This is a genomic window from Klebsiella sp. K4 (genome assembly GCF_014596785.2).
GTDB classification, from domain to species: domain Bacteria; phylum Pseudomonadota; class Gammaproteobacteria; order Enterobacterales; family Enterobacteriaceae; genus Klebsiella; species Klebsiella pneumoniae.
In genome coordinates this window covers 2,224,293-2,248,751 of sequence record NZ_CP115021.1, presented here as the reverse complement: position 1 = coordinate 2,248,751, position 24,459 = coordinate 2,224,293, and the positions used below count along the sequence as shown (strand labels likewise).

24 protein-coding genes and 2 pseudogenes are annotated in these 24,459 nt (G+C 62.1%); 9 read left to right on the top strand and 17 right to left on the bottom strand.

Annotation, left to right across the window (positions count from 1 at the left end):
- Positions 1 to 98 precede the first annotated feature (98 nt).
- Both IB144_RS11180 and IB144_RS11175 read left to right on the top strand, forming a co-directional pair.
- Positions 99 to 701, top strand: a complete 603-nt coding sequence (locus IB144_RS11180) for a cysteine dioxygenase (protein ID WP_004189520.1) — start codon at positions 99 to 101, stop codon at positions 699 to 701.
- 5 nt (positions 702 to 706) lie between these two features.
- Complete coding sequence (locus IB144_RS11175; protein ID WP_065888581.1) at positions 707 to 2,287, top strand: rhodanese homology domain-containing protein; 1,581 nt, start codon at positions 707 to 709, stop codon at positions 2,285 to 2,287.
- Positions 2,288 to 2,299: 12 nt separating this feature from the next.
- Here IB144_RS11175 and IB144_RS11170 read toward each other — a convergent pair whose 3' ends face one another.
- The 8 genes and pseudogenes from IB144_RS11170 to IB144_RS11135 form a co-directional block, all read right to left on the bottom strand.
- Positions 2,300 to 3,025 (bottom strand): polyphenol oxidase family protein, encoded by a 726-nt coding sequence (locus IB144_RS11170; RefSeq protein WP_065888582.1) that lies wholly within the window; start codon positions 3,023 to 3,025, stop codon positions 2,300 to 2,302.
- Positions 3,026 to 3,127: 102 nt separating this feature from the next.
- The gene (gene mhpT / locus IB144_RS11165; protein ID WP_004148691.1) at positions 3,128 to 4,324 is read right to left on the bottom strand and encodes a 3-(3-hydroxy-phenyl)propionate transporter MhpT; all 1,197 of its coding nucleotides are present in this window, start codon (positions 4,322 to 4,324) and stop codon (positions 3,128 to 3,130) included.
- Positions 4,325 to 4,399: 75 nt separating this feature from the next.
- Positions 4,400 to 5,416 (bottom strand): 4-hydroxy-2-oxovalerate aldolase, encoded by a 1,017-nt coding sequence (gene mhpE, locus IB144_RS11160; RefSeq protein ID WP_065888583.1) that lies wholly within the window; start codon positions 5,414 to 5,416, stop codon positions 4,400 to 4,402.
- On the bottom strand, positions 5,413 to 6,363 hold the full coding sequence (mhpF, locus tag IB144_RS11155; RefSeq protein WP_004200234.1) for an acetaldehyde dehydrogenase: 951 nt from the start codon (positions 6,361 to 6,363) through the stop codon (positions 5,413 to 5,415). The genes mhpE and mhpF overlap by 4 nt, the downstream gene beginning before the upstream one ends.
- Complete coding sequence (mhpD, locus tag IB144_RS11150) at positions 6,356 to 7,162, bottom strand: 2-keto-4-pentenoate hydratase (RefSeq protein ID WP_002908598.1); 807 nt, start codon at positions 7,160 to 7,162, stop codon at positions 6,356 to 6,358. Before mhpD ends, mhpF begins: the two co-directional genes overlap by 8 nt.
- 10 nt (positions 7,163 to 7,172) lie before the next feature.
- A complete protein-coding gene (gene mhpC / locus IB144_RS11145) occupies positions 7,173 to 8,039 on the bottom strand; it encodes a 2-hydroxy-6-oxonona-2,4-dienedioate hydrolase (RefSeq protein ID WP_004151837.1) in 867 nt (288 codons plus the stop codon).
- Between the two features lie 17 nt (positions 8,040 to 8,056).
- Positions 8,057 to 9,001, bottom strand: a complete 945-nt coding sequence (gene mhpB, locus IB144_RS11140; protein ID WP_065888584.1) for a 2,3-dihydroxyphenylpropionate/2,3-dihydroxicinnamic acid 1,2-dioxygenase — start codon at positions 8,999 to 9,001, stop codon at positions 8,057 to 8,059.
- Position 9,002: 1 nt separating this feature from the next.
- A pseudogene (locus IB144_RS11135) lies at positions 9,003 to 10,666 on the bottom strand (bifunctional 3-(3-hydroxy-phenyl)propionate/3-hydroxycinnamic acid hydroxylase).
- Between the two features lie 177 nt (positions 10,667 to 10,843).
- Between IB144_RS11135 and IB144_RS11130 the strand changes: the two are divergent.
- From IB144_RS11130 to IB144_RS11115, 4 genes are all read left to right on the top strand, one after another.
- On the top strand, positions 10,844 to 11,656 hold the full coding sequence (locus tag IB144_RS11130) for a DNA-binding transcriptional regulator (protein WP_065888585.1): 813 nt from the start codon (positions 10,844 to 10,846) through the stop codon (positions 11,654 to 11,656).
- A 91-nt stretch (positions 11,657 to 11,747) separates the two neighbouring features.
- Complete coding sequence (locus IB144_RS11125) at positions 11,748 to 12,806, top strand: ABC transporter substrate-binding protein (RefSeq protein WP_065888586.1); 1,059 nt, start codon at positions 11,748 to 11,750, stop codon at positions 12,804 to 12,806.
- Entirely contained in the window at positions 12,796 to 13,803 is a 1,008-nt protein-coding gene (locus IB144_RS11120) for an iron ABC transporter permease (RefSeq protein WP_004151840.1), read from the top strand. Before IB144_RS11125 ends, IB144_RS11120 begins: the two co-directional genes overlap by 11 nt.
- Positions 13,800 to 14,549: an ABC transporter ATP-binding protein gene (locus tag IB144_RS11115; protein ID WP_004151841.1), complete on the top strand. Its 750-nt coding sequence runs from the start codon at positions 13,800 to 13,802 to the stop codon at positions 14,547 to 14,549. The genes IB144_RS11120 and IB144_RS11115 overlap by 4 nt, the downstream gene beginning before the upstream one ends.
- Here IB144_RS11115 and IB144_RS11110 read toward each other — a convergent pair.
- From IB144_RS11110 to IB144_RS11095, 4 genes are all read right to left on the bottom strand, one after another.
- Positions 14,533 to 15,276: a substrate-binding domain-containing protein gene (locus IB144_RS11110; RefSeq protein WP_004180354.1), complete on the bottom strand. Its 744-nt coding sequence runs from the start codon at positions 15,274 to 15,276 to the stop codon at positions 14,533 to 14,535. The two genes, IB144_RS11115 and IB144_RS11110, sit on opposite strands and share 17 nt — an antisense overlap.
- Before the next feature lie 56 nt (positions 15,277 to 15,332).
- Entirely contained in the window at positions 15,333 to 16,169 is an 837-nt protein-coding gene (locus IB144_RS11105) for a shikimate 5-dehydrogenase (RefSeq protein WP_004175664.1), read from the bottom strand.
- 15 nt (positions 16,170 to 16,184) lie between these two features.
- Complete coding sequence (locus IB144_RS11100) at positions 16,185 to 17,507, bottom strand: MFS transporter (protein WP_004148701.1); 1,323 nt, start codon at positions 17,505 to 17,507, stop codon at positions 16,185 to 16,187.
- A gap of 71 nt (positions 17,508 to 17,578) precedes the next feature.
- A complete protein-coding gene (locus IB144_RS11095; RefSeq protein ID WP_004148702.1) occupies positions 17,579 to 19,432 on the bottom strand; it encodes a sugar phosphate isomerase/epimerase and 4-hydroxyphenylpyruvate domain-containing protein in 1,854 nt (617 codons plus the stop codon).
- Positions 19,433 to 19,558: 126 nt separating this feature from the next.
- On the opposite strand from IB144_RS11095, the gene IB144_RS11090 reads away from it, so the two are divergent.
- Complete coding sequence (locus IB144_RS11090) at positions 19,559 to 20,197, top strand: TetR family transcriptional regulator (RefSeq protein ID WP_002908844.1); 639 nt, start codon at positions 19,559 to 19,561, stop codon at positions 20,195 to 20,197.
- Between the two features lie 17 nt (positions 20,198 to 20,214).
- Here the strand turns inward: IB144_RS11090 and fumD are convergent, their stop codons facing one another.
- The 3 genes and pseudogenes from fumD to IB144_RS11075 all read right to left on the bottom strand — a co-directional run bounded on the left by fumD (position 20,215) and on the right by IB144_RS11075 (position 20,795).
- Positions 20,215 to 20,427, bottom strand: coding sequence for a fumarate hydratase FumD (fumD, locus tag IB144_RS11085; RefSeq protein WP_004180357.1), 213 nt, complete (start codon positions 20,425 to 20,427; stop codon positions 20,215 to 20,217).
- Positions 20,417 to 20,575 (bottom strand): annotated as a pseudogene (locus IB144_RS11080) (hypothetical protein). The gene fumD and the pseudogene IB144_RS11080 overlap by 11 nt, the downstream one beginning before the upstream one ends.
- A gap of 88 nt (positions 20,576 to 20,663) precedes the next feature.
- Positions 20,664 to 20,795, bottom strand: a complete 132-nt coding sequence (locus IB144_RS11075; RefSeq protein ID WP_004217210.1) for a hypothetical protein — start codon at positions 20,793 to 20,795, stop codon at positions 20,664 to 20,666.
- A 137-nt stretch (positions 20,796 to 20,932) separates the two neighbouring features.
- On the opposite strand from IB144_RS11075, the gene pykF reads away from it, so the two are divergent.
- The gene (gene pykF / locus IB144_RS11070; RefSeq protein ID WP_002908859.1) at positions 20,933 to 22,345 is read left to right on the top strand and encodes a pyruvate kinase PykF; all 1,413 of its coding nucleotides are present in this window, start codon (positions 20,933 to 20,935) and stop codon (positions 22,343 to 22,345) included.
- Between the two features lie 312 nt (positions 22,346 to 22,657).
- Positions 22,658 to 22,894 carry a major outer membrane lipoprotein gene (locus IB144_RS11065; protein WP_002908860.1) on the top strand — a complete coding sequence of 79 codons (237 nt, stop codon included), beginning with the start codon at positions 22,658 to 22,660 and terminating at the stop codon, positions 22,892 to 22,894.
- A 61-nt stretch (positions 22,895 to 22,955) separates the two neighbouring features.
- Here the strand turns inward: IB144_RS11065 and IB144_RS11060 are convergent, their stop codons facing one another.
- Together IB144_RS11060 and sufE are read right to left on the bottom strand one after the other, a co-directional pair.
- Positions 22,956 to 23,942, bottom strand: a complete 987-nt coding sequence (locus IB144_RS11060; protein ID WP_004143241.1) for a L,D-transpeptidase family protein — start codon at positions 23,940 to 23,942, stop codon at positions 22,956 to 22,958.
- Between the two features lie 99 nt (positions 23,943 to 24,041).
- Complete coding sequence (gene sufE, locus IB144_RS11055; protein ID WP_002908865.1) at positions 24,042 to 24,458, bottom strand: cysteine desulfuration protein SufE; 417 nt, start codon at positions 24,456 to 24,458, stop codon at positions 24,042 to 24,044.
- Position 24,459 lies beyond the last annotated feature (1 nt).

Below are 24,459 nucleotides of genomic sequence, written 5' to 3'. Positions count from 1 at the left end.
TATGTGAAATTTGCATATTAATATATGCGTAAATTGCATTTAAATAATATTAACGCCTCTGTTAGCGTTTTGACCAGTCCCTCTGACAGGAACCGCACATGACTGCACCACGACTGGAAAAATTACGCCATTTCATTCATGAGGTAGACCGCCTGCACCGCGAACACCACCAGGCCGCCCCGCTGCTTGACGCCGTGGCGCAGCGGCTGGCGGCGCTGGTGCGTTACGACGACTGGCTGCCGGAAGAGTACACCCTGCCGCATCCGCACCATTACCAGCAGTATCTGCTGCATGCCGACTCCGGGGAGCGCTTCTCGATTGTCAGCTTCGTCTGGGGACCGGGGCAAGCGACGCCGATCCATGACCACCGGGTGTGGGGGGCCATTGGGATGCTGCGCGGCGCGGAGGAAAACCAGCGCTACCAGCTGGATGCCGATGGCATACCGCGCGCGCTCGGCGCCGCCACGCTTCTGGAAGCAGGCCAGGTGGAGAAAGTCTCCGCTGACGATGGCGATATTCATCGCGTCAGCAATGCGCTGGCGGATCGCGTCTCTATCAGCATTCATGTCTACGGCGGCAATATCGGCGCGGTGAAGCGCGCCGTGTATACCCCGGAAGGGCAGCAGAAACCGTTTATCTCCGGCTACTCTAACCGCCATTTACCCAATATCTGGGATTCCTCCCGCGAACATCAAGGATAACCACTATGTCCACCTACGCTTATCGCCAGGCCGCCGGGATCCGCCAGGCGCTGCTCGACCGTCGTGAACTGGCGCTGATCGACGTCCGTGAAGAGGCCGATTTCGCCACCGCTCATCCGCTGTTTGCCGTCAATCTGCCGCTCAGCAAACTGGAGCTCGAGGTCCGCCGGCGGATACCGCGCTTCACCACCCCGCTCACCGTCTACGACAACGGCGAGGGTCTGGCGGAGATCGCCGTCGAACGGCTGCGGTCCTGGGGCTATCAGGATGTGGCCCTGCTGGCCGAGGGTCTCGCCGGCTGGCGCCGCAGCGGCGGCGAGCTGTTTCAGGACGTCAACTCCGCCAGTAAAGCCTTTGGCGAGCTGGTGGAAAGCGTGCGTCACACACCGTCGCTCAGCGCCCAGGAGGTTCAGGCGCTCATCGACAGCCGGCAGGAGGTGGTGATCGTCGACGCCCGGCGCTTCGATGAGTACCAGACCATGAGCATCCCCGGCAGCATCAGCGTGCCCGGCGGCGAGCTGGCCCTGCGGGTAGAGAGCCTGACGCCCTCCCCGCAGACGCCGGTTATCGTCAACTGCGCCGGACGCACCCGCAGCATCATCGGCACCCAGTCGCTGATCAACGCCGGCGTGCCAAACCCGGTCCATGCCCTACGCAATGGCACTATCGGCTGGACGCTGGCCGGCCAGACGCTGGCGCACCAGCAGCAGCGGCAATACGATCCCTCCGCCCGCGCCTCCGGCGCCCGGGCCGCTGAGGTGGCGCATCTTGCCGAACGGGCCGGGGTGGCGGTCATCGATGAGGCCACGCTGCAACGCTGGCTGCAGCAGAGCGACCGCACCACCTTCCTGTTTGATGTCCGCAGCCCCGAAGAGTACGCGGCGGGTCACTATCCCGGCAGCCTGAGCGCGCCAGGCGGCCAGCTGGTGCAGGAGACCGACCACTTCGCTAGCGTACGAGGGGCGCGCATTGTGCTGCTGGATGACGATGGCATCCGGGCGGCGATAACCGGCTCGTGGCTGGCGCAGATGGGCTGGGAGACGGCGCGGCTGAGCGCGCTGTCGACCAGCCAGTTGAGCGAACGCGGGGTGCCTGCCGCCGAGGTGCCGCCCGGTCCGCAGGCGGAGGAGATAAGCCCGGCGCAGCTGGCGCAACAGCTGGAAGAACCCGATACGGTGGTGCTCGATTTTACCACCAGCGCCAACTTTGTCGCTCGCCATATCCCCGGCGCGTGGTGGCTAACGCGCTCGCAGCTGCGCCAGGCCCTGGAGGTGATCCCTCCCGCCCAACGTTACGTGGTGACCTGCGGCAGCAGTCTGCTGGCCCGCTACGCGGTGCCGGAGGTGGCGGCCTTGACCGGTAAACCGGTGCAGTTGCTTACCGGCGGGACGCTGGCGTGGATCGCCGCCGGTCTGCCGCTGGCGCATGGCGACAGCGGCCTCGCCGTCGAGCGCCGTGACCGCTATCGTCGTCCGTACGAAGGAACCGATAATTCCGCCGAGGCCATGCAGGCCTATCTGGAGTGGGAGTATGGCCTGGTGGATCAGCTGGCCCGCGACGGCACCCACGGTTTTCGGGTGCTCTAGCGCGAGCCCGCCTCAGGCTTCGCGCATGATCCACGAATACTGAAAGCTCTTCGGCGCCGGAAAATGGGTCCGGCGCCGGTAGGAGCCCAGCGACTGCGGGGTGCAGTAGGTACAACTCCCCAGCCATTCAACGCTCGCCGGCGCCACCCCCGCCTCTGCGAAGATCGCTTCGGCAAAGGCGCGCAGATCAAACCACAGATTATCGCTGCCGCGTGCGGCGGCTTTGAGCGGATCGCTGACCGGGCCCGAACGGGAGTGGAACAGCCGCTGGCGATGGCGGGCCACCCGGTCACCGCCGGGCTGGTCCAGCAGTTGCTGATAGAATCCGGCGGAGACTTCGTAACAGCAGGGGTGAATATACGGCCCCACGGCGATGACCAGATCGGCCAATGCCACCCCCTGCTGGCGAAAACAGGCCAGACTGTTGTCGACAATACCGCTGACCAGCCCCTGCCAGCCGGCATGCACGCTGCAGACGTAGCGACCGTCGCGCGAGGCGATCAGCAGCGGCAGACAGTCGGCGGTCACCACCCCCACCTTTTGCCCGGCTATCGCGGTAAACACCGCGTCGGCGTGCGGGCGCGTCGGCAGCGGCTGCTGATAATGATGAACCTCATTACCATGCACCAGCTTCACCGGAGCCAGCTCGGCATAGGGAAAGGCGGCGGTTTCATGGACATCGAGAAAAGCGTGGCGGATGCCAGGGATCGCATTGAGCAAACGGGAGGTGTAAGCCATAGGGACGATAAGCGTCAGGGAATGATGTCTTACCTTAGGCCAGGGGACGCGGACAGGCAAGGCGGCGGCCCGGCATTTTTTTACCAGACCGCCGGATGCATATCAGACCATGGCCGCGCGCTGCTGGCGATGCATCAGCCAGAACACCGCCACGCCGGCCAGCACAATGCCCGGCGCCGAGGCCGCCATCACCCCGACGGTGCCGGTGCCGAGGGCCAGCATCTTGCCGGCCAGCAACGGACCGCTCATCGCCCCAAGACGCCCCACCGCCACGGCGGTGCCCACCCCGGTGGCGCGGATGGCCGCGGGATAAAAAAGCGGCGCTAGAGCGTAAAGCACACTTTGCCCGCCGGTGGCGAACAGCCCGGCGACAAACCCCGCCAGCAGCATGCCAGTCAACGACGACGCGCTGCCCAGCGCCAGCAGCGACGCCAGAATGCCGCTGTAGATCAGGAGCGACATCCGCAGCGGGGTGAGCTTATCCATTAGCGCCCCCAGCAGCAGCGTGCCGCAGGCGGCGCCGATCTGCAGAGAGAACATCACCCCCGCCGCCTGGCTGGCGCGGAATCCCTGGCCCACCAGCAGCATCGGCAGCCAGTTGATCAGCATATAGACCACCAGCAGGGTGAAAAAATAACCCAGCCACAGCAGCAGCGTAGCGGCGGCCTGGCCCGGGGCAAACAGGGTGCGCAGCGGCACGCTGGCCTCCGCGCGCTGAAACGCCTGCGACTCCGGCAGCCAGCGCATCAGCAACGGGATCAGCAGCAGCGGGACCACGCCGCCAATCCAGAAAATAATCTGCCATGCCGCGGCGAGACCGGAAAAGCCCAGCGCTGCCGCCAGCGCGGCGCCAATGGGTACGCCGCAGTACATCAGGCTTACCGCCCGGCCGCGGAAACGTGAGCCAGCGGCTTCCGAGGTTAAGGCAATCAGGTTCGGCAATGCCGCCCCGAGCCCGACGCCGGTGAGCAGGCGCGCCAGCAGCAGCGTCGGGAAGCTCCATGCCAGCGCGGTGGCCAGCGAGAACAGGCCAAACAGCAGCACCGACCCCAACAGAATGCGCTTACGCCCGTGGCGGTCCGCCAGCATGCCGCCCACCAGCGCGCCGGGCAGCAGGCCGAGGATCCCAGCGCTGAAGATCCAGCCCATCTGCATTTTATCCAGCGCAAAGGCCTGCGCCATGCCGACGGCGGCGATCCCCGCCGCCTGCAGATCCAGCCCTTCCATCAGGGCCACCATAAAACAGAGCCCGATGGTGACCACCAGGCGCGAGGGGGTTGCAGTCGTTATCTTGGTCATAGGGTACCTTGGCGATAGCCGAACAAACGGAGCAGGTGACTGGCGGCTGATGCTTTGTCAGCCGCACGTTCTTAGTTATTTATTGCGGTTAAGCAGATCCAGCGCGACGTCGACGATCATATCCTCCTGGCCGCCGACCATCCGCCGCTTGCCCAGCTCGACGAGAATATCCACCGCGCTGAGGCCATAGCGCTTGGCCGCCGCTTCGCTGTGGCGCAGGAAGCTGGAGTAGACTCCGGCGTAGCCCAGCGCCAGCGTTTCGCGGTCGACACGCACCGGGCGATCCTGCAGCGGCCGCACCAGCTCATCGGCCGCGTTCATCAGGGCGTAGAGATCGGTGCCATGCTGCCAGCCGAGCTTGTCGGCGGCGGCAATAAACACCTCCAGCGGCGCATTGCCCGCCCCCGCCCCCATCCCGGCCAGGCTGGCGTCAATGCGATCGCACCCCTCTTCCACCGCGACGATCGAGTTCGCCACCCCGAGGCTTAGGTTATGGTGGGCATGCATCCCGGTGGCGGTCTCCGGCTTCAGCACCGCCTTCAGGGCGCGGAAGCGGTCGCGAATGTCGTTCATGTTCATCGCCCCGCCGGAATCCACCACATAGATACAGGTCGCGCCACAAGATTCCATCTTCAGCGCCTGCTGCGCCAGCGCCTGCGGGGAGATCATATGGCTCATCATCAGAAAACCGACGGTGTCCATCCCCAGCTCGCGGGCAAAGGCAATATGCTGCGCGGCGACGTCCGCTTCGCTGCAGTGGGTGGCGACCCGCACCACCCGCGCCCCGGCCTGATAGGCTGCTTTCAGATCGTGCAGCGTGCCGATGCCCGGCAGCAGCAAGGTGGCGATTTTCGCCTGGCTCACGACATCCGCTGCCGCTTCAATCCAGGCGATGTCGCTGTGGGCGCCAAAGCCATAGTTGAAGCTGGATCCCTGCAGGCCATCGCCATGGGCCACTTCGATGGAGTCGACCCCAGCCTTATCCAGCGCGCTGGCGATCTGCTGCACCTGCGCCAGGGAATACTGGTGACGAATAGCGTGCATACCATCGCGCAGCGTCACGTCCGAGATATAAAGTTTTTTACCGTTCATGCTGTCGCTCCCGCCGCGCTGTGCATTGCCCCGGCCATTTGCTCCGCCGTCGCCAGCGCCGCCGAGGTCATAATATCGAGGTTGCCCGCGTACGCTGGCAGATAGTGCGCCGCCCCTTCCACTTCGAGGTAAACCGCGGTTTTCAGGCCGGAAAAACAGCCGACGCCGGGCAGGTTGACCGGCCTGTCCTCGGGGATAACCTCAAACTGCACCTGCTGCTTCAGCCGGTAGCCCGGGACGTAAGCCTGCACTGCCGCCGCCATTTCGGCGATCGAGGCGGCAATCGCCTCCTGCGACGCCAGCTCGCTCAGGACGTAGACGGTATCGCGCATCATCAGCGGCGGCTCCGCCGGGTTCAGTACAATAATCGCTTTGCCCTTGCCCGCGCCGCCGACTTTTTCAATCGCCTGCGAGGTGGTTTCGGTGAATTCGTCAATATTGGCCCGCGTGCCCGGCCCGGCGGATTGGCTGGCGATCGAGGCCACGATCTCCGCGTAATGCACCTTCGCCACTCGCGAGACCGCGGCGACCATTGGGATGGTCGCCTGCCCGCCGCAGGTCACCATATTGACGTTGCCCTGATGGAGATTGGCCGCGAGGTTGACCACCGGTACGCAGTATGGGCCAATCGCCGCCGGCGTCAGGTCGATAACGCGGATCCCCGGCTTCGCTTCGCGCAGCGCGGCATCGTTTTTGATGTGCGCCCCGGCGCTGGTGGCGTCAAAAACAAAATCGATGTCGGCAAATTCCGCCATCTGCATCAGGCCGCCCACCCCTTCGTGAGTGGTCGCAACGCCCAGGCGCCTGGCGCGGGCCAGGCCATCCGACTGCGGGTCGATGCCGACCATCACCGCCATCTCCAGATGCTGGCCGTGGCGCAGGATTTTAATCATTAAATCGGTGCCGATATTCCCGGAGCCGATAATGGCGACTTTACGTTTACGCATCACGATCTCCTTCTCCGGCGGCAACGAAGCGTGCCGCGACTGAGCCAATACCTTCGATATGGGCGACAAAGCTGTCCCCCTCGTTAATCGTCACCATCGGGCCTAACGCCCCGGTCAGCACGATATCCCCCGCCCGCAGCGGTTCGCCGAGACTCGCCAGCTTGCGCGCCAGCCAGACTGCGGCGTTCAGCGGATGCCCCAGACACTCGCTGCCGCGGCCGCTGGAGACCAGCTCCTGGTTGCGGGTCATGTGCATGGCGCACTGCTTCAGATCCAGTCCCGCCGGACGCTGCGCCGGGCCGCCAATGACGTACAGGCCGCAGGAGGCGTTATCGGCGACGGTGTCGACAAAGCCGATTGACCAGTCGCGAATGCGGCTGCCCACCACCTCCAGCGCCGGCAATACCCATTCGATGGCGTTATACAGTTCATCAAAAGTGGTATCGGCATGCGGCAGATCCTGCTTCAGCACCAGGGCGATCTCGGCCTCCACCTTGGGCTGCAGCACGCGGCCAAACGGCACCTCGGCGTTGTCGCCGTAGCACATGTCGGCAAACAGGGTGCCGAAGTCCGGCTGATTGACGCCCAGCTGCTGCTGCACTTTGGGATGGGTCAGGCCCACCTTGCGGCCCACCACCCGCCGGCCATGGGCCACATGGTGCTGGACGTTCAGGCGCTGGATGGCATAGGCGGCGTCGGCATTGTCGACGCCGAGAATATCGCGCAGCGGGGCGATCGCCTGGCCGCTCTGTTCCGCGTCGCGGAGCTGCCGGGCCAGCGCGTCAAGAGAAAAAGTCATCATTTACTCCTTAAGCCCGTGCGAGGAAATTGAGCACCAGCTGATTAAAACTGTCGGCATGTTCCCACTGCGCCCAGTGGCCGCAGTCGCGGTAAATATGCAGTTCCGAACCGGCGATCCCGGCGAGCAGGCGCAACCCGGCGTCCATCGGCACGAAGCGGTCATTGCGTCCCCAGACGATCAGAGTTGGCGCGCTGATTTCGCCCAGCCGCGGGCCAAAGTCAGGAAACTGCTTCGGGTTGGCTTCGAGGCTCTTGACGAAGTTGTCCAGATGGTCGCGGCGCGACAGCATATTGTTGAGACGCGCCTCGAACAGCGCCTCGGTGAGGTCGCGGGTGTCGAAGACGAAGATGCTCATCATCTTTTTGAGGTTTTCAATGGTCGGCTCGCGGTACAGGGCGTTCAGCAGCTTGATGCCCTCGGTCGGCATCGGCGTGAACAGGCTCATACCGCCGGTCCCCCCGCCCATCAGCACCAGCTTTGCCACCCGCTCCGGCCAGCTCAGGGTGAAGGCCACCGCGCTATGGCCGCCCATCGAGTTGCCCAGCAGATGGACTTTATCGATCCCCAGCTGATCGACCACGCTTTTCAGAATGCGGGCGTTGAGATCCGAACGCGAGCCGCTGTTGACGATAGCATCGCTTTTGCCCCACCCCGGACAGTCGAGGAGTAGCACGCGATAGCCCGCCTCGACCAGCGGGTCAATATTGCGGCTGAAGTTGGCCCAGCCGGTGGCCCCCGGCCCGGAGCCGTGCAGCATGACCACGGTCTCTTTCCCGTCGCCGCAGTCATTGATATGGATGCGCAGCGTGCGGCCCCCCTCGTCGACATTGAGGAATCGGCTGGTGGCGGCTTCGGTTTGCGGTTGATAGCTCATGTTAGTCTCCCGGTTAATCAAATCTCGGTGGTGGCGCTCAGCGAGCCGAATCCGGCGATCCACTCGGGGATCGGCCGGTAATAGCGGCCTTCACTGCGCCAGCGGCCAAAAGCGGATAGCGCAGCAAAAGCGGCCACCCAGGTCTTAATTTCGTGCGTCGATTTGCCGGCCATCGCCGACAGCTCGTCATTGCCGATGGCATCCAGCTCCGCCAGCCGGCCCTGCTCCAGCAGGCTCATAAAGCGGTTGTCCCAGACCGGGTTGAGGGGATGGAGCGAGTGGGGGTCTTCGGTAAACCGTCGGGCGGCATTGATCACCCGCTGCTGGCGCCGTTCGCGTTCGTCCGGCGGCAGCTGTTTTCCGCCGCCGAGCAGGCGATCGCGCAGATGGGCGTCGGCCTTCGCCAGCTCCGGCACCGGCGGCTGGTGCGAGAGTCCGCCCGAGCCGAGGATCAGCACCCGCTTATTGAGGGTATTGAGAAAGCGGCCCATCGCCTCGCCCAGCAGCCGGGTGCGTTGAAAACCCGGCAGCGGCGCGGCGACGCCGTTAATAAACACCGGCAGCACCGGCACGCGGTCCAGGCCACCCAGCAGAAACTCCAGCGGCTGGGCGAAGCCATGGTCCACCCGCATGTTGTACGACACCGCCAGGTCGATACCGCTGTTGAGGATGGCGTGGGCGCAGGCTTCCGCCAGCTCGGCGGGCACCGGCAGGTCGCCGGCGGCGCTGGCGAAGTCGCCAATCGCGGTGGCGCCGACCCCGAGGCAGAACGGCGGCATCACGTCATAGAAAAAACCGTTGTAGTGATCGGGGGCGAAGAGCACCACCAGCTCTGGATCGAATTCAGCGATCCGCCGCCGGGCGTCGGCAATCACCCCGTTCACTTCATCGAGGACCGCCTGCTCCGGGTCCACGAATCCTACCAGCGGAGTGTGGGAGAGACAGTGCAAATAGGCATGCATATCAGGCCACCTTCTCTTCAGCGTGGGCGGTATCCCCGGTTGCGAGGGTCATTTTTTCCGCCAGGGCGGTCAGCTGCGCGCCGAGGGTCTGCGGGATAGCGAGAGCGGCGACAAAGCGGTCCGGCCTGACCACGGCGATGGCGGTGTTATGCAGTGCAAACCAGCTTTTGAGGCGGTTTTGCGTATCGCCCACCCGCAGCGTGCCGGGGGCGTTATCCTGCTCGCGATGGATCTGCACCTCGGGCACCACCTGGATAAAGCGCACGTCAATCGCGCGCCAGCGGGCGATCTGCCCGGCGTCGAGCCCCCACTGCGGGTTGCAGCCCCAGCCGATAATGGCGAAATTCGCGCCGATGACGTCGTCGAGCAGCACGCTCTCGCCGCTCTCCAGCGTCACCTGCGGTTGAATAAACATTTTGCCCACCGGCGAGGTCTTGCCGACGCAGTCCGTCAGCAGCGCCCCCTCGCGGTACTGCGGCATCGGCTTAAAGCGCATCTCGAGGAAGTAGCGTTTCACCGGCGGCAGGTAGTTCAGCAGCCAGGAGAGACCGTCGCGCACGGCCCCCTGCCAGCGCTTCGGCGGCGCCAGCACGTGGCCGGCGGTGACCGACAGATCAATCATCGCTTTCGCGTGGTCGCGGCGCTCCTGCTGGTAGCTGTCGAGCAGCGTCTCTCCCGCTTTGCCATTGACCACCAGCGCCAGCTTCCACGCCAGGTTGAAGGCGTCGCGCATGCCGCTGTTATATCCCTGCCCCTGCCAGACCGGCATGATGTGCGCCGCATCGCCGGCCAGCAGCACGCGGTCGATGCGAAAGCGCTCGGCAAGGCGGGCGTTATGCGTATAGACCCGCTGGCGGATCAGCTCGACGCGGTCCGGGTCCGGCAGCACTTTGCTCAGCAGACGGCGCATATTGTGCGGCTCGCTGAGCTGGGCTTCGGTTTCTCCGGGCATCACCATAAATTCAAAGCGGCGCACGCCGTGGGGCAGCGCGGCGGAAACGTAGGGTCGCACCGGGTCGCAGCACAGGTAAACATGCGGGGTGGCCAGCGGGTCGTTAGCGATATCGATGACGATCCACTGATTCGGCGCGGTCTTACCTTCGAAGGGGATGTTCAGCGTACGACGAATAAAGCTGGCGCCGCCGTCGCAAGCCACCAGCCAGTCCGCGCGCACCGTCTCCCGTTCGCCGTCCGGTCCTTTAAGATTAACGTGACACTGTCACCGGTCTGGCTAAAGGCTTCCACTGCGCGGGAGAAGAGGCAGCGGACCTGCGGGAAACGCTGCAGACCGTGATACATCACCGCATCGACCTGCGGCTGAATGAAGGCGTTGCGCCGCGACCAGCCAAACTCATCGGTCATCGGCTGGATATCGGCAAAGCAGCGGCCTTTTGGGGTGAGAAAACGCATGGCGTGCCACGGCGTGGTATGCGGCAGCACGTCATTCACCAGCCCCACCGCCTGCATCGCCCGCAGGGATTCATCGTCAATGCCGATGGCCCGCGGGTAATCGATCAGTGTGGCGAGCTTTTCCACCACCAGCACGCTGATGCCCATCTGGCCAAGGTAGTTGGCCATCATCAGACCAACCGGACCGGCGCCAACGATGGCGACCTGAGCGGTATGCTGCACGGCGGGTTGAATATCGGGTGTAGATGTTGTCATTCTCAGCGACCTCACGACTCGGAAACTGCCCGGCTGACAGGCAATTTGTTAATCATGTGTAAACGTTTTTTTATAATGGGCTGAGTATAGGGCGGGGGTTTTCGGCTACAATCAAAACATCATCGAATGTGCACCAGGTGCACCACACTGTTTTTAAAGCATTTTAAGGGGGTATTTATGCGTGACGATGGGTCCGCAGCGTACAAAACGGTGCGCGGATTAAGCCGGGGTTTATTGTTATTAAAATTGTTAAATAAATTCGACGGCGGCGCGACGCCGGGCCTGCTGGCGGAGTTTAGCGGCCTGCATCGCACCACCGTGCGCCGGCTGCTGGAGACGCTACAGGAGGAGGGTTTTGTCCGCCGCAGCCGCTCCGATGACAGCTTCCGGTTGACCATTAACGTCCGCCAGCTGAGCGATGGATTTCGTGACGAACATTGGATTTCTGCCCTCGCCACGCCGCTGCTCGGCGAGCTGCTGCGCGAGGTGCAGTGGCCAACGGACATCACCACCCTCGACGTCGACGCCATGGTGGTGCGCGAGACTACCCACCGCTTCAGCCGACTGTCGTTTCACCGCGCGATGGTCGGACGGCGGCTGCCGCTGCTGCTCACCGCCTCCGGACTGACGTGGCTGGCCTTTGCCCCCGACGCGGAACGCGACGCCATCGTCAGCATGCTGGCCGCCCGTCCGGAAGCTGAGTATCAGTTGGCCCGCGAACCGGAACGGCTGGCGGCGATCCTCGCCCGCACCCGCCAGAACGGCTATGGCGAAAACTTCCGCGGCTGGCGGCAGGAGGAGAAAATCGCCTCGATCGCCGTGCCGGTCTGCAGTCAGCAGCGGGTTATCGTCTGCCTGAACCTGGTCTATATCGCCAGCGCAATGACCATTGAGCAGGCGGCGCAGAAGCATCTCCCTGCGCTGCAGAGGGTGGCGAGGCAGATAGAAGCCCGCATGGAAGAGGAAGAAGTGTGGTACGAAATGCCCTGATCGTGATGAGGGTAACCGCGATCAACCATTGCGCCCGGCTTCGTTATATAATTTAATACACAACGAATTTTCACGCCATTCGGGCCACACCATGTCAAAACACCCCTTACTGCTGGGCCTGACGCTGCTCAGCGCCAGCCTGTTGACCGGCCAGGCCTTCGCCGACCGCACCGTCACCGACCAGCTGGGTCGCCAGGTCACCCTCCCCGACCACGTCACCCGCGTTGTGGTTCTGCAGCATCAGACGCTCAACCTGCTGGTACAACTGCATGCCGCCGAGGATATCGTCGGCGTCTTAAGCAGCTGGAAGAAACAGCTCGGGCCGCAGTTCGCCCGCTTTATGCCCGAGATCGGGCAACTGGCGACCCCGGGCGATCTTACCCAGGTCAATATTGAAAGCCTGCTGGCGCTGCGTCCGCAGGTGGTTTTCGTCGCCAACTATGCGCCGCCGGCGATGATCGCGCAGATCCAACAGGCCGGGATCCCGGTGGTGGCCATCTCGCTGCGCCATGATGCCGCCGGGGAAAAAAATAAAATGAACCCCACCATGGCTGACGAAGAGCAGGCCTATAACGCCGGGCTGATGGAGGGGATCCGCCTTATCGGCGAGGTGGTCGAGCGCCAGCCCGAGGCCGAGGCGCTGATTCACTACACCTTCGAGGCGCGCAAGCAAGCCAATGCGCCGGTGGCCGATATTCCACCGAACCAGCGGGTGCGGGTGTACATGGCCAACCCCGATCTGAATACCTATGGCGCTGGCAAATACACCGGGCTGATGATGGCGCACGCCGGGGCGCTGAACGTGGCGGCCGCCAGCGTAAAAGGCGCCCGCCAGGTGTCGCTGGAGCAGGTGCTGGAGTGGAACCCCCAGGTGATCTTCGTCCAGGACCGTTATCCGCAGGTGGTCAAACAGATAGAGAACGACCCGCAGTGGCAGACGATCGATGCGGTGAAACATCACCGCGTGTGGCTGATGCCGGAGTATGCCAAAGCCTGGGGTTACCCGATGCCGGAGGCCCTGGCGCTGGGTGAGCTGTGGATGGCGAAAAAACTCTATCCTGCGCGCTACCAGAGCATCGATGTGGACAGTAAAGCCAGGGATTATTATCAGCGTTTTTACCGCGTGGAGTGGACGCCAGATGCCCGCTAACTCTCAGCCCTGGCTGGTGCAGGGAAGCCTGGCGCTGGCGACGCTGGCGATCGCGGTCGCCTCGCTCTGTTTCGGCCAGTACCCGTTAAGCCTGAGCGCCGTTGGCCACACTCTGGTCCATCTGCCGCCAGGTGAAGGGGTGATCGGGCAGATCGTCTGGTCGGTTCGCCTGCCGCGCGTGGTGATGGCCCTGCTGGCCGGGGGCGCGCTGGGGCTGTGCGGCGCCACCTTGCAGGGCGTGTTCCAGAACCCGCTGGTGGACCCGCACATCATCGGGGTGACCGCCGGCTCCGCCTTTGGCGGCACGCTGGCGATCCTGTTGGGCGTCGGCAGTCTGCTGATGATGGCCTCGACCTTTTTCTTCGGCCTCGTCGCGCTGGGGCTGATTTACGCCCTCGCCGCCCTGCAGGGGCGGGACAGCACGCTGGGGCTGATTCTGTCCGGGATCATTCTCAGCGGCTTCTTCGCCGCGCTGGTCAGCCTGATGCAGTACCTCGCCGACAGCGAAGAGACGTTACCGAACATCGTTTTCTGGCTGCTCGGCAGCTTCGCGACCGCCAGCTGGCATAAGGTACTGCTTATGTCCCTGCCCCTGGCGGTGGCTGCCGGGGCGCTGTGGAAGCTGCGCTGGCGGATCAACCTGCTGGCCCTGGAGGAGCGCGATGCCCGCAGTCTTGGCGTTCCGGTGGCCGCGCTGCGTCGCGGCGTGCTGGTTTGCTGCGCTGTGCTGGTGGCAGCCCAGGTGGCGGTCAGCGGCAGCATCGCCTGGATGGGTCTGGTGGTCCCGCACCTCGCCCGTCTGCTGGTAGGGGCTGACCATCGTCGCCTGCTGCCCACCGCCTTCTGGCTCGGCGCCGCGCTGATGCTGGTGGTGGACGATCTGGCGCGCACGCTGACCCAGGCGGAGATCCCGATCGGGATCATCACTGCCCTGCTCGGGGCGCCGCTGTTTACCGTGTTGCTGGTGCAATCCCGACGCCGGAGTACGACCCGATGAACAGCTCATTATCGCTGCAAGCGCTACGCTACGGCCACCGTCAGCCGCTCTTCGCCCCGCTCACGCTGGCCTGCCGGCCCGGTGAGATCTGGGCGGTGCTGGGCGCCAATGGCCGGGGAAAAAGTACCCTGCTGGATACCCTGACCGGCGTGTTGCCGCCGCTGGGCGGCGAGATGCAGTGCGAGGGCGGCGTGGCCCTGGTTCCGCAGTCGTTTCGTCCCGCTTTTCGCTGGCGCGTGAGCGATGTGGTGCTGATGGGCCGGGCCCGTCATGTGGATCTCTTTGCCCAGCCGGACGAGGAGGATGCCCGGCGGGTTGAGCAGGCGCTGGCGCAGCTGGGGATTGCCGCCCTGGCCGAAGATGACTTCGGCGCCCTCTCCGGCGGCCAGCAGCAGCTGGTGTTGATTGCCCGCGCGCTGGTCAGCGCCAGCCAGAATATCCTGCTGGATGAGCCCTGCTCGGCGCTGGACCTCGGTAACCAGCAGGTGGTGCTGCAGCTGATCGGCGACCTCGCCCACCGCCAGGCGCGCACCGTCCTGTTCACCACCCATGATCCCAACCACGCCCTACAGGTGGCCAGCCATACGCTGCTTCTGCTGCCGGAGGGCCGGTGGCTGGCGGGTGAGACCGCCGACGTGCTGAGCGAAACGCATCTCCGGCAAGCGTACGGCCTGCCGGTACGCCTGATCCGCCATGCCGCCTCCGCGTTCCCTCTGCTGGCGCCGGGGTTTACGCTGCGTCGCTGAACGGCATAAAACCCGCCTGCCGGAGATACCCCTGACCAACGTCGCCGAGGATAAAGCGATACAGGGCCAGCGCGGCGGGATCGGCCCTGAGACGCGCCAGCTGGTAATCGCAGCGAATATTCCACGGCGCCGGGATGGTCAGGGTACGCAGAACGTCGCAGGTGGCCAGCGCGGGGCCATAGTGAGCATAGCCGATAAACAGATCCGCCAGATTCTGACGAATAAGCCACGCGCCGGCTATCTCTCCCGGCGGCACGCTCAGTGAGTCTCTGCCGCCGACCAGCTGCTGCGCCCGCCCGGCCATCGCGTTGCCCAACCCTGGATAGCGTGCCTCAATTCGGGCGAACAGCTGCCAGGTATAATCTCCCGACGGATCGCAGCCCGGCGTGGAGGTCGCCAACCGCAGGCGGGGCGTGCTGAGCAGCGCCAGCCAGTCCAGGCCATCGTTGTCCGGCGACCGCCGGGCGGTCAGCATCAGCTGGTTGCCGGCAAATCCCTGGCATTCCTGCGCCAGACCCGCCTGCAGCAGCGCCTGCGGGTGCGCCGCGTTGGCGGAAGCAAAAACCGCGCACGGCGACCCGGCTTCGATCCGCTCGCGCAGCAGGCCGGCAGGGCCAAACTGCGCATCGACCGCCAGGCCAGTGTGCTGCCGAAAGTGCGCCACCAGCGGCAGGAAGGCGCTTCTCAGGCTTCCCGCCGCCAGCAGCGTGAGAGAGGTGTTTGCCATAGGATATCGCTATAAACCGGATAATATAGCGCTATATTACCCGGTTTGCCGTCGCGTCAGTAGCGAATTTCTGCCAGGGTCCGCAGCTGCTCGGGGGTGGCTACCGGTAGGTCAAAAAAGCGCAGATAGGCAGGGATCATTTCAAACAGCATGTCGGTCCCGCGCTGGATGTGGCACTGTCGTGCCTGAGCGGCCCTCAGCAGCGGGGTGTACTCCTGAGTCATGACGACTTCCCCCACCCAGGCGCCTGGCGCCAGACGGTCAACGTCCAGCGGCAGCGGATCGCTGGCCTTCATCCCCAGCGGGGTGGCATTGACCACCAGCTCGTGTCCGGCAGGATCGGGCTGCATCAGGGTGATATCGAGCTGCGGATAGTGCTGATGCAGCCGCCCGGCGAGGGCGTGCGCCACCTCGGGCCGGGTATCGTACAGGGTCAGGGCGCTGACCCCCGCCGCCGCGAGGGAGGCGGCGATAGCCGATCCCACCCCGCCGCTGCCAACCACCAGCGCCCGCGTCCCCTGCGGGTTAAACCCTTTACGACGCAGGCCCAGCACAAATCCCTCGCCATCGAACATGTCTCCGCTCAGGCTACCGTCAGCCTCGCGGCGGATGGCATTGCAGGCGCCAGCGATGGCCGCCGTCGGGCTCAGGCGCTGCACCAGATCGCAGGTGGCGATTTTATGCGGCATCGTCACCAGCGCGCCGATGATGTTGGTCATCGTAAACAGCGGCGGAATAAACGCGGCGTAGTCCTCCGGCCTGACCCCCATCGGCACCACCTTCACGTCCACCTGCTGGTCAACGAACCACGGGTTGTAGATCATCGGCGCCTTAAAACTGGCGGTCGGATAGCCAAGGTGCGCTATCAGCCGCGTATTCCCACTAATCACCATGCCTTGCTCCTTTGCTTACTGCGATAACTCGATACGTTTGACGTCGCCGAGGATAAACAGATAGGCCACCACGCCCAGCAGCGCGGCGCCGCCGATGTAGATCAAGGCGTAGAAGAAATTGCCGAACCCGGCAACGATAAAGCCGATCACCAGCGGGGTGAGGATCCCCGCGAGGTTGGCGCAGAAGTTAAACAGGCCGCCGGTCAGGCCGCCCAGCCCCTTCGGGGCGATATCGGAGATCAGCGTCCAGCCGAGACCCACCATCCCCTGGCCAAAAAAGGCAAACGACATCACCAGGATCACCGCCAGGTCGCTCTCCAGCCAGTTGGCGGTAATGATGCAGCTGGCCATCAGCAGACCGGCGACGATCGGCAGCTTACGGCCAAGGTTGGCCGACCCGGTGGCCTTGAGCAGTTTGTCGGAGAGCCAGCCGCCAAACATCACCCCGCCGGCGGCGGCGACAAACGGCAGGATGGAGAAAAAGCCGACCTTCAGCCAGGGCATATGCCGCTCGGTGGCCAGCCAGGTGGGGAACCAGGTGAGAAAGAACACCAGCACGGTATTGCCGGCAAACTGGCCGATACTGGCGCCGATGATCTGCCGTTTGCTCAGCAGCTGGCGGACCAGCGGCCAGCTGAACGCCACCTGCTGGTCGGTCGGGGCGCTGAGGCCGCCGCCGTTTTCGATATGCTCGCGCTCCTGCTGGCTAAGGCGCGGATCTTCATGCGGTTCGCGGTAGCAGCGCCACCACACCAGGGCAAACAGAATGCCGACGGCGCCAACGCTGACGAACAGCACCCGCCAGCCGAAACCGTCCATGATCCAGAACAGCAGCGGCGCAAAGCAGGCCAGCCCGAGATACTCCCCCACGGTGTACACCGCCGTGGCCTTCGCCCGCTCCTGCTGTGGGAACCAGGCGCTGACCACCCGGCTGTTGACCGGAAAGCACGGCGCTTCGCTAATACCGAGCCCGAAGCGGCACAGCAGCAGCGTCTTCAGCCCCACCGCCATGCCGTGGAACAGGGTAAACAGCGACCACAGGGTCAGTGACAAAAAGTAGGTCACTTTGTTGCCAAAGCGGTCGAGAAACAGTCCGCCGGGGATCTGCGCCAGAGCATAGGTCCAGGCGAAGGCGGAGAAGAGGATTCCCATGATCGCCGGGTCGATCCCCAGCTCAGCGGTGAGCTTTGGGGCGGCGATCCCCAGTACGGTGCGATCGAGATAGTTGATCATGGTGCCAATGGCCAACAGCGCAAGAATGCCGATACGCCGCCGGGAGCGGCGCACGGTAACGGCTGGCTGGGCGGCAGCCGTCGGGTTAGGGCTATATGAGCTCATAGTCGGTTCCTGTCTCGGGTACAGAGGGTGTTGTTATTGTGTTTAACGCATAATGAACCATTTGATTCAGGCTAACAATACTGCATCGCCGCCAGACGGACGGCCGCATTCGCTGCGCCATAGAGCGCATAGCCAGCCCGGCGCTCGGTTAACTCAAAGAAAAAGCGGCCGGCGGTAAAGGGCCGGGTGTAAAGATGCAGGAAATCTCCCCCCTGCGGATCGCGGTCATAGAGGAGCTGCTGGCGCTGAAGCTGCCCGACGTCCAACTCTCCGCCAAAGCGCGCCAGCAAATCGTCATAATAATTGGCCGGGATCGGCAGCGTATGGCGGGCAACCTCGGCAAGCTGGTCGCAGGCGGCCGGCAGATCGCGGCAGGCAAAGGCGGCATGCTGCAGCCCCGCCCCCTGGTAGCAGGCAACGGAGCGGGCGATCTGCGTCGCCCGGCTCTGCGAAATATTCAGCGCCAGACGGATATCGCCCTGCGGGCTGCGCACCGCCAGGCTGCGCACCAGTCCATACGGGTCCGGCAGCGTCTGCTCATGCTCAAGGGAAAAACCAAACACCGTACGGAAGAACATCACCCAGTTATCGCGGCTGTCGGCCTCCATTCCCAGCGCCAGATGATCGATACCGAGATAGTCCTCGCGCACCGTCACGCCATCACGCAGATGAAAATCGCGCTCGTAGATAGCCTCCCCGGCGTCGATGAGATAGATAAGGCTGCCGTCGGGGGCGCAGATCGCCGGGATCGGCGTTTCGTTCGGCCCGGCGTCGCCCTGCCAGGTGGCATACCCCAGCGCGCGGGCGCGGGCGACAAGCGACGCGCTGTGCTCGACCCGCAGCGCCATCGCGCAGAGCGATACCCCGTGGCGTTGATAAAAATGGTCGGCCCAGCTGTGCGGCTGATGGTTGATGACGATCCGCGCCCCGCCGTTGCGCCACAGCGTCACCTGTCTGGAGCGGTGGCTTCCCTCGTGCTGAAAACCCAGCGCCTGCAGATGTTGCCCCAGGCGCTGCGCCTCGGCGGCGCTGGCGGCAAACTCGATAAACTCCAGCCCGTGATAGACCGGCAGCGGCGGCGGTGAAAACAGATCGGCATCGCACGTCGGGAGCCGACGGCGGGTTTGCTCCTCCAGCCACAGCAGCGAACGATAACCATCTTTGGCCGTCGCGCCGTTCGGCGAGGCGCGAAAACCGTCATTGAAGATCTCCAGCGACCAGGGGCCGCGGTAGCCACAGCGGGTGATCTGCTCGGCAAACGCCTCCAGCGGCAGCTCCCCCTGTCCGGGAAAGCAGCGGAAGTGGCGGCTCCACTCCAGCAAATCCATTTTCATATACGGCGCATCGGCGAGCTGTACAAAGGTGATTTTCTCCACCGGCACCGACGGTAGCGCGTCCAGCGTGTCGCCGCGGGCCAGAATATGGAAGCTGTCGAGCACCAGGCCCAACGCCGGGCTGTCCACCCGCCGCACTCGCTCCCAGGCCTGCTGCCAGCGGTTCACATGGGTTCCCCAGGCCAGGGCCTCATAGCCGATAGCGATCCCCTCCTCTTCCGCCAGCGTGGCCAGCGCCCGCAGGTCCGCGACCTGCAATTCGCTATCCGCCGAGCAGTCCGGCTGTACATTGCTGCACAACAGCAGCGTCTCGCAGCCCAGCTCGCGCATCAGAGCAAACTTGCGCCGAGCGCGGGCCATATTCGCCGCAAACTGCGCCCGACTGGCGCCTTCAAAATCGCGAAAGGGTTGAAAAAGCGTGATTTTTAACCCTAAATCGGCGGCAAGCTGGCGGATTTCCGCCGGCGTCCCCGTATAATAGAGCAGATCGTTCTCGAAAATTTCCACCCCCTGATACCCCGCCGCCGCAATAGCGTGCAGCTTCTCAGGCAGGGTGCCGGAAATCGAAACGGTGGCGATAGAGCGCAGCATAAGGTCCTCGGGTCAACAGCTGACGTAAGCCTTGAATATGTATCATTTGGTTCATTTGCGCCATACCAGGTTGCTAAATTGTGATCATTATGTGTATTTTTTGTCACCCAAGAAAAAGGAGTTGCCATGACCGTCGTTGCCCATGATGAAGCACAATCCCTGAAGGCGCGGATCTTCAGCGCCGCTATCGCTGTCTTTGCTGAACACGGGCTGTCAGGCGCCCGCATGGAGCAGATCGCCACCGAGGCGCAGACCACCAAACGCATGGTGGTTTACTACTTCAAAAGCAAAGAACAGCTCTATCAGGAGGTGCTGCAGCATGTGTATGCGCGGATCCGCGAAACCGAGCAGCAGCTGGGGCTGGAGAATGTGCCGCCGGTGGAGGCGCTGGTGCGGCTGGTGCGCTGGAGCGTGCGCTATCACGCCACCCATGCGGACTATATGCGCGTCATTTGCATGGAGAATATGCAGCGCGGCAAGTGGTTAAAAAGCTCGGGTGAACTGAAGCCGCTGAATCGTACCGCCCTGTCGATTCTGGAAGACATTTTACTGCGCGGCCAGCAGCAGGGCGTCTTTCAGGCGGGGCTCGACGCGCGCGATGTCCACCGGTTAATCAGCAGCTTCAGCTTTTATCAGGTGTCGAACTTCTACACCTTCAGCAGCCTGTATCTTGACGATCCGCTACCCGCCATCGACGATGAAGCGATGGTGGCTCACCATTGTGACATTGCCGTCAGGGCGGTGATCCGCTTCGTGATTTCCTGACCCGCCGGCGCAAGGGATCAGTGCCCGGAAAGCGCATGAATGACTTTCTCCATAGCCTCCACGGTGAGCGGCGAACGCTGGATTTTGCGGTTCGCCAGCGAGGTGCGCAGCACACCGGCAATGACAATGTGTTTCGGCTCCTGACCCAGGTCACGCATTTCCAGCACGACTTTACCCACCACGCGGCACATTTCCTGGTACAGGTCGTCGTCTTTCGCTTTATTTCCCATAGAATTTGGCTCGTATTTTATCATTATCAATCAAATCATTATTGATAGATTTCCCGCACAACGCAAACCATCGTCACTTTAAAGGTTCAATGACGCATTTTACCGGCTCATGATGGCGAAATAATCCATTTCTTTTACTCTTTTTCATAGCCGGTGACGAAAAAGTGTGTTGCGTAGATTTTTGCATAACGTGCCGGTTTTGTTACGCGTTTTGTCCATAATTTGAAACGAGGTTTTTATTTTCCTTTTTGATTTCGGCAGCGTATAATGCGCTTCGATTCTTTCTTGAATGGTTTCAGCGCATTGGACTGCATGATAAAACGCATAACACCTTGCCACATTTCATGGGCTGAACCGCCAGCACACATTCTTCTGCACGCTTCAGGGTTGTCACCTATCCTTAGGGCGTGGCTTAGCAACTTTCGTAATACAGGTTTGGCTCCCCGGCAGTGCGCCCGCGGAGCGAGAATTCCATATCCTTCACAACTTAAAGACTAAAACTGTCATGAAAAAGACCAAAATTGTTTGCACCATCGGTCCGAAAACCGAATCTGAAGAGATGCTGACCAAAATGCTGGAAGCCGGCATGAATGTGATGCGTCTGAACTTCTCCCACGGTGACTATGCGGAACACGGTCAGCGCATCCAGAACCTGCGCAATGTGATGAGCAAAACCGGTAAGAAAGCCGCTATTCTGCTGGACACCAAAGGGCCGGAAATTCGTACCATCAAGCTGGAAGGCGGCAACGACGTCTCCCTGAAAGCAGGCCAGACCTTCACCTTCACTACCGATAAATCCGTCATCGGCAACAACGAAATCGTTGCGGTAACCTATGAAGGCTTCACCTCCGACCTCGCCGTCGGCAACACCGTCCTGGTGGACGATGGCCTGATCGGTATGGAAGTCACGGCTATCGAAGGCAACAAAGTTATCTGTAAAGTGCTGAACAATGGCGACCTCGGCGAGAACAAAGGCGTTAACCTGCCGGGCGTCTCCATCGCCCTGCCGGCGCTGGCTGAGAAAGACAAACAGGATCTGATCTTCGGTTGCGAACAGGGCGTGGACTTCGTCGCGGCCTCCTTCATCCGTAAACGTTCCGACGTCGTCGAGATCCGTGAGCACCTGAAAGCCCACGGCGGTGAAAACATCCAGATCATCTCCAAAATCGAAAACCAGGAAGGCCTGAACAACTTCGACGAAATCCTCGAAGCGTCTGACGGCATCATGGTTGCGCGTGGCGACATGGGCGTGGAGATCCCGGTTGAAGAAGTTATCTTCGCCCAGAAAATGATCATCGAAAAATGTATCCGCGCGCGTAAAGTGGTTATCACCGCCACCCAGATGCTGGACTCCATGATCAAGAACCCGCGTCCGACCCGCGCTGAAGCCGGCGACGTGGCTAACGCCATCCTCGACGGCACCGATGCGGTGATGCTGTCCGGCGAATCCGCGAAAGGTAAATACCCGCTGGAAGCGGTCACCATCATGGCGACCATTTGCGAACGTACCGACCGCGTGATGACCAGCCGTCTGGACTTCAACAACGACAACCGTAAACTGCGCATCACCGAAGCGGTGTGCCGCGGCGCGGTAGAAACCGCTGAGAAACTGGAAGCGCCGCTGATCGTGGTCGCCACCCAGGGCGGTAAATCCGCACGCGCTGTGCGCAAATACTTCCCGGATGCCACCATCCTGGCGCTGACCACCAACGAAACCACCGCTCGTCAGCTGGTGCTGAGCAAAGGCGTGGTACCGCAGCTGGTGGAAGAGATTGCCTCTACCGATGATTTCTATCATCTGGGCAAAGACCTGGCGCTGAAGAGCGGCCTCGCGCGTAAAGGCGACGTAGTGGTGATGGTTTCCGGCGCATTAGTGCCGAGCGGCACGACTAATACCGCTTCCGTACACGTGCTGTAATAATTTACAGGTTAATTGGTTTTTTTTAATAAAGCGCCTCGCGGGGCGCTTTTTTTTATTCATTGATTAGCTCTTCCTATTAAAAATGCAAATCGGAATTTACTATTTAATAAGGGATTATCTAAGATGAATCCGATGGAAGCGCGCTGTTTTCACTCGCCTTTTTCAGCGATTCTGAGCAATTCGATGCTTCTTTGAGCGAACGATCAAAAATAAGTGCGTTCAGGTAAAAAAAATATTCTCATCCCAAAAAACTTTGTGTAATACTTGTAACGCTACATGGAGATTAACTCAATCTAGAGGGTATTAATAATGAATCGTACTAAACTGGTACTGGGCGCGGTAATCCTGGGTTCTACTCTGCTGGCTGGTTGCTCCAGCAATGCTAAAATCGATCAGCTGTCTTCTGACGTTCAGACTCTGAACGCTAAAGTTGACCAGCTGAGCAACGACGTGAACGCAATGCGTTCCGACGTTCAGGCTGCTAAAGACGACGCAGCTCGCGCTAACCAGCGTCTGGACAACCAGGCTCACTCTTACCGTAAGTAAGAGTTCTGGTAATAAAAATGGCGCACTCTGTGCGCCATTTTTTTTGCCCTCAGCATGAGGGCTATTGGGTAAGCAGACCGTTGTCAGACGAACTATTCTGCGCCGACAGCGACGTCGCCGTGCTACCTGCCCCCGCCGACACCACCACCGGATACCCCGCCCTTCTCGACATCGCTTTTTTCAACTGCAGGTCATCCACTGCTTTATCCTCTGCGAAGGCGTGAAACGCCGCTGGCAGCGTGTAAGCGATGGTCCGGGTGTTTTCCCCTTCGGTCTGCGAAAGCGGCCTGTGGACTTCGACATAGCGTTTACCATCCGGCTCGACGGCAAACTTCACCGGCTGATTGATAATCCGTACCGGCGTCCCGGTTTTCACCTGGCTGAACAGCGCTTTGATGTCATCAGCGTTCATCCGCATACAGCCCGAGCTGACGCGCAGACCAACGCTGTCTGGGGCGTTAGTTCCGTGGATGAGATATTCACCGTTACCGTAGGCCAGACGCAGCGCATAGCGGCCCAGGGGATTGTTCGGTCCGGCCGGGACCACTGCCGGCAGCGTCACCCCTTTCTCCAGCGAGCGCGCGCGGATGCCGGCGGTAGGCGTCCAGGTAGGGTTAGGGATCTTCTGCCCCACGCGGGTGGTCATCTCCGGCGTTTCCAGACCTAACTGGCCAATGCCCAGCGGATAGACCTGCACCTGATTCTCTCCCGGCGGGAAGTAATACAGCCGCAGTTCGGCGAGGTTGACGACAATGCCCTCCCTCGGCACGTCGGGCAGCAGCATCTGAGAAGGGATAAGGACCTGAGTGCCGGGCTTCGGCTGCACTGGTGCAATCGTATCGTTGGCTTCGAGGATCAGCATCGCCGCGGTATCGAAATGGCGCGCAATCGCCTGCAGGTTGCGATCTCCCTCCTGGACCGTCCAGTACTGATTCTGACCAATCAGCCGACTGTTGGCGGGAGGAAGCGGGTAATCAACGGCCCAGGCGGCCGTGGAGGCGCCAAGGGCGCTGAGAAGGGCTAAGGTGATCATCGTTTTGCGTTTCATACTGAGATTCCTTCTTTCGCTGATAAAACGCCAGGAGACTGAACGGCGGCAGGGTCAGCGCCCTGCCGGACGTAACAGAATGAAATCTACCTGTTTATTCTAGCTAATATTTGCCGCTTTCGCGCGTATCGCGCGGATCATGGCTTCGAGGCCTTGCGAGCGGGAGGGGGTGAGATGCTGGGTGAGCGCCATTTTTTCAAACCACGGACGCACGTCGAACTCGGTGATGTCCTGAGCGGTCATCCGGTCATAGAGGATAAACACCACCGCTATCAGACCCTTGACGATCGCCGCATCGCTATCGCCGCGCAGGGTGATCACGCCTGTGGGATCCTGGTCCATCACGATCCAGACCTGGCTTTGACAGCCCTGAATAATGTTCTGCACGCTATGTTCTTCCGGGCTTAGCGGCGCCAGACGCTGGCCAAGCTCGATGATATAGAGATACTTCTCTTCCCAGTTGGCGCAACGGCTAAAGTTACGCAACAGTTTGTCTTTGTCCGGTAGTGCCGCCATT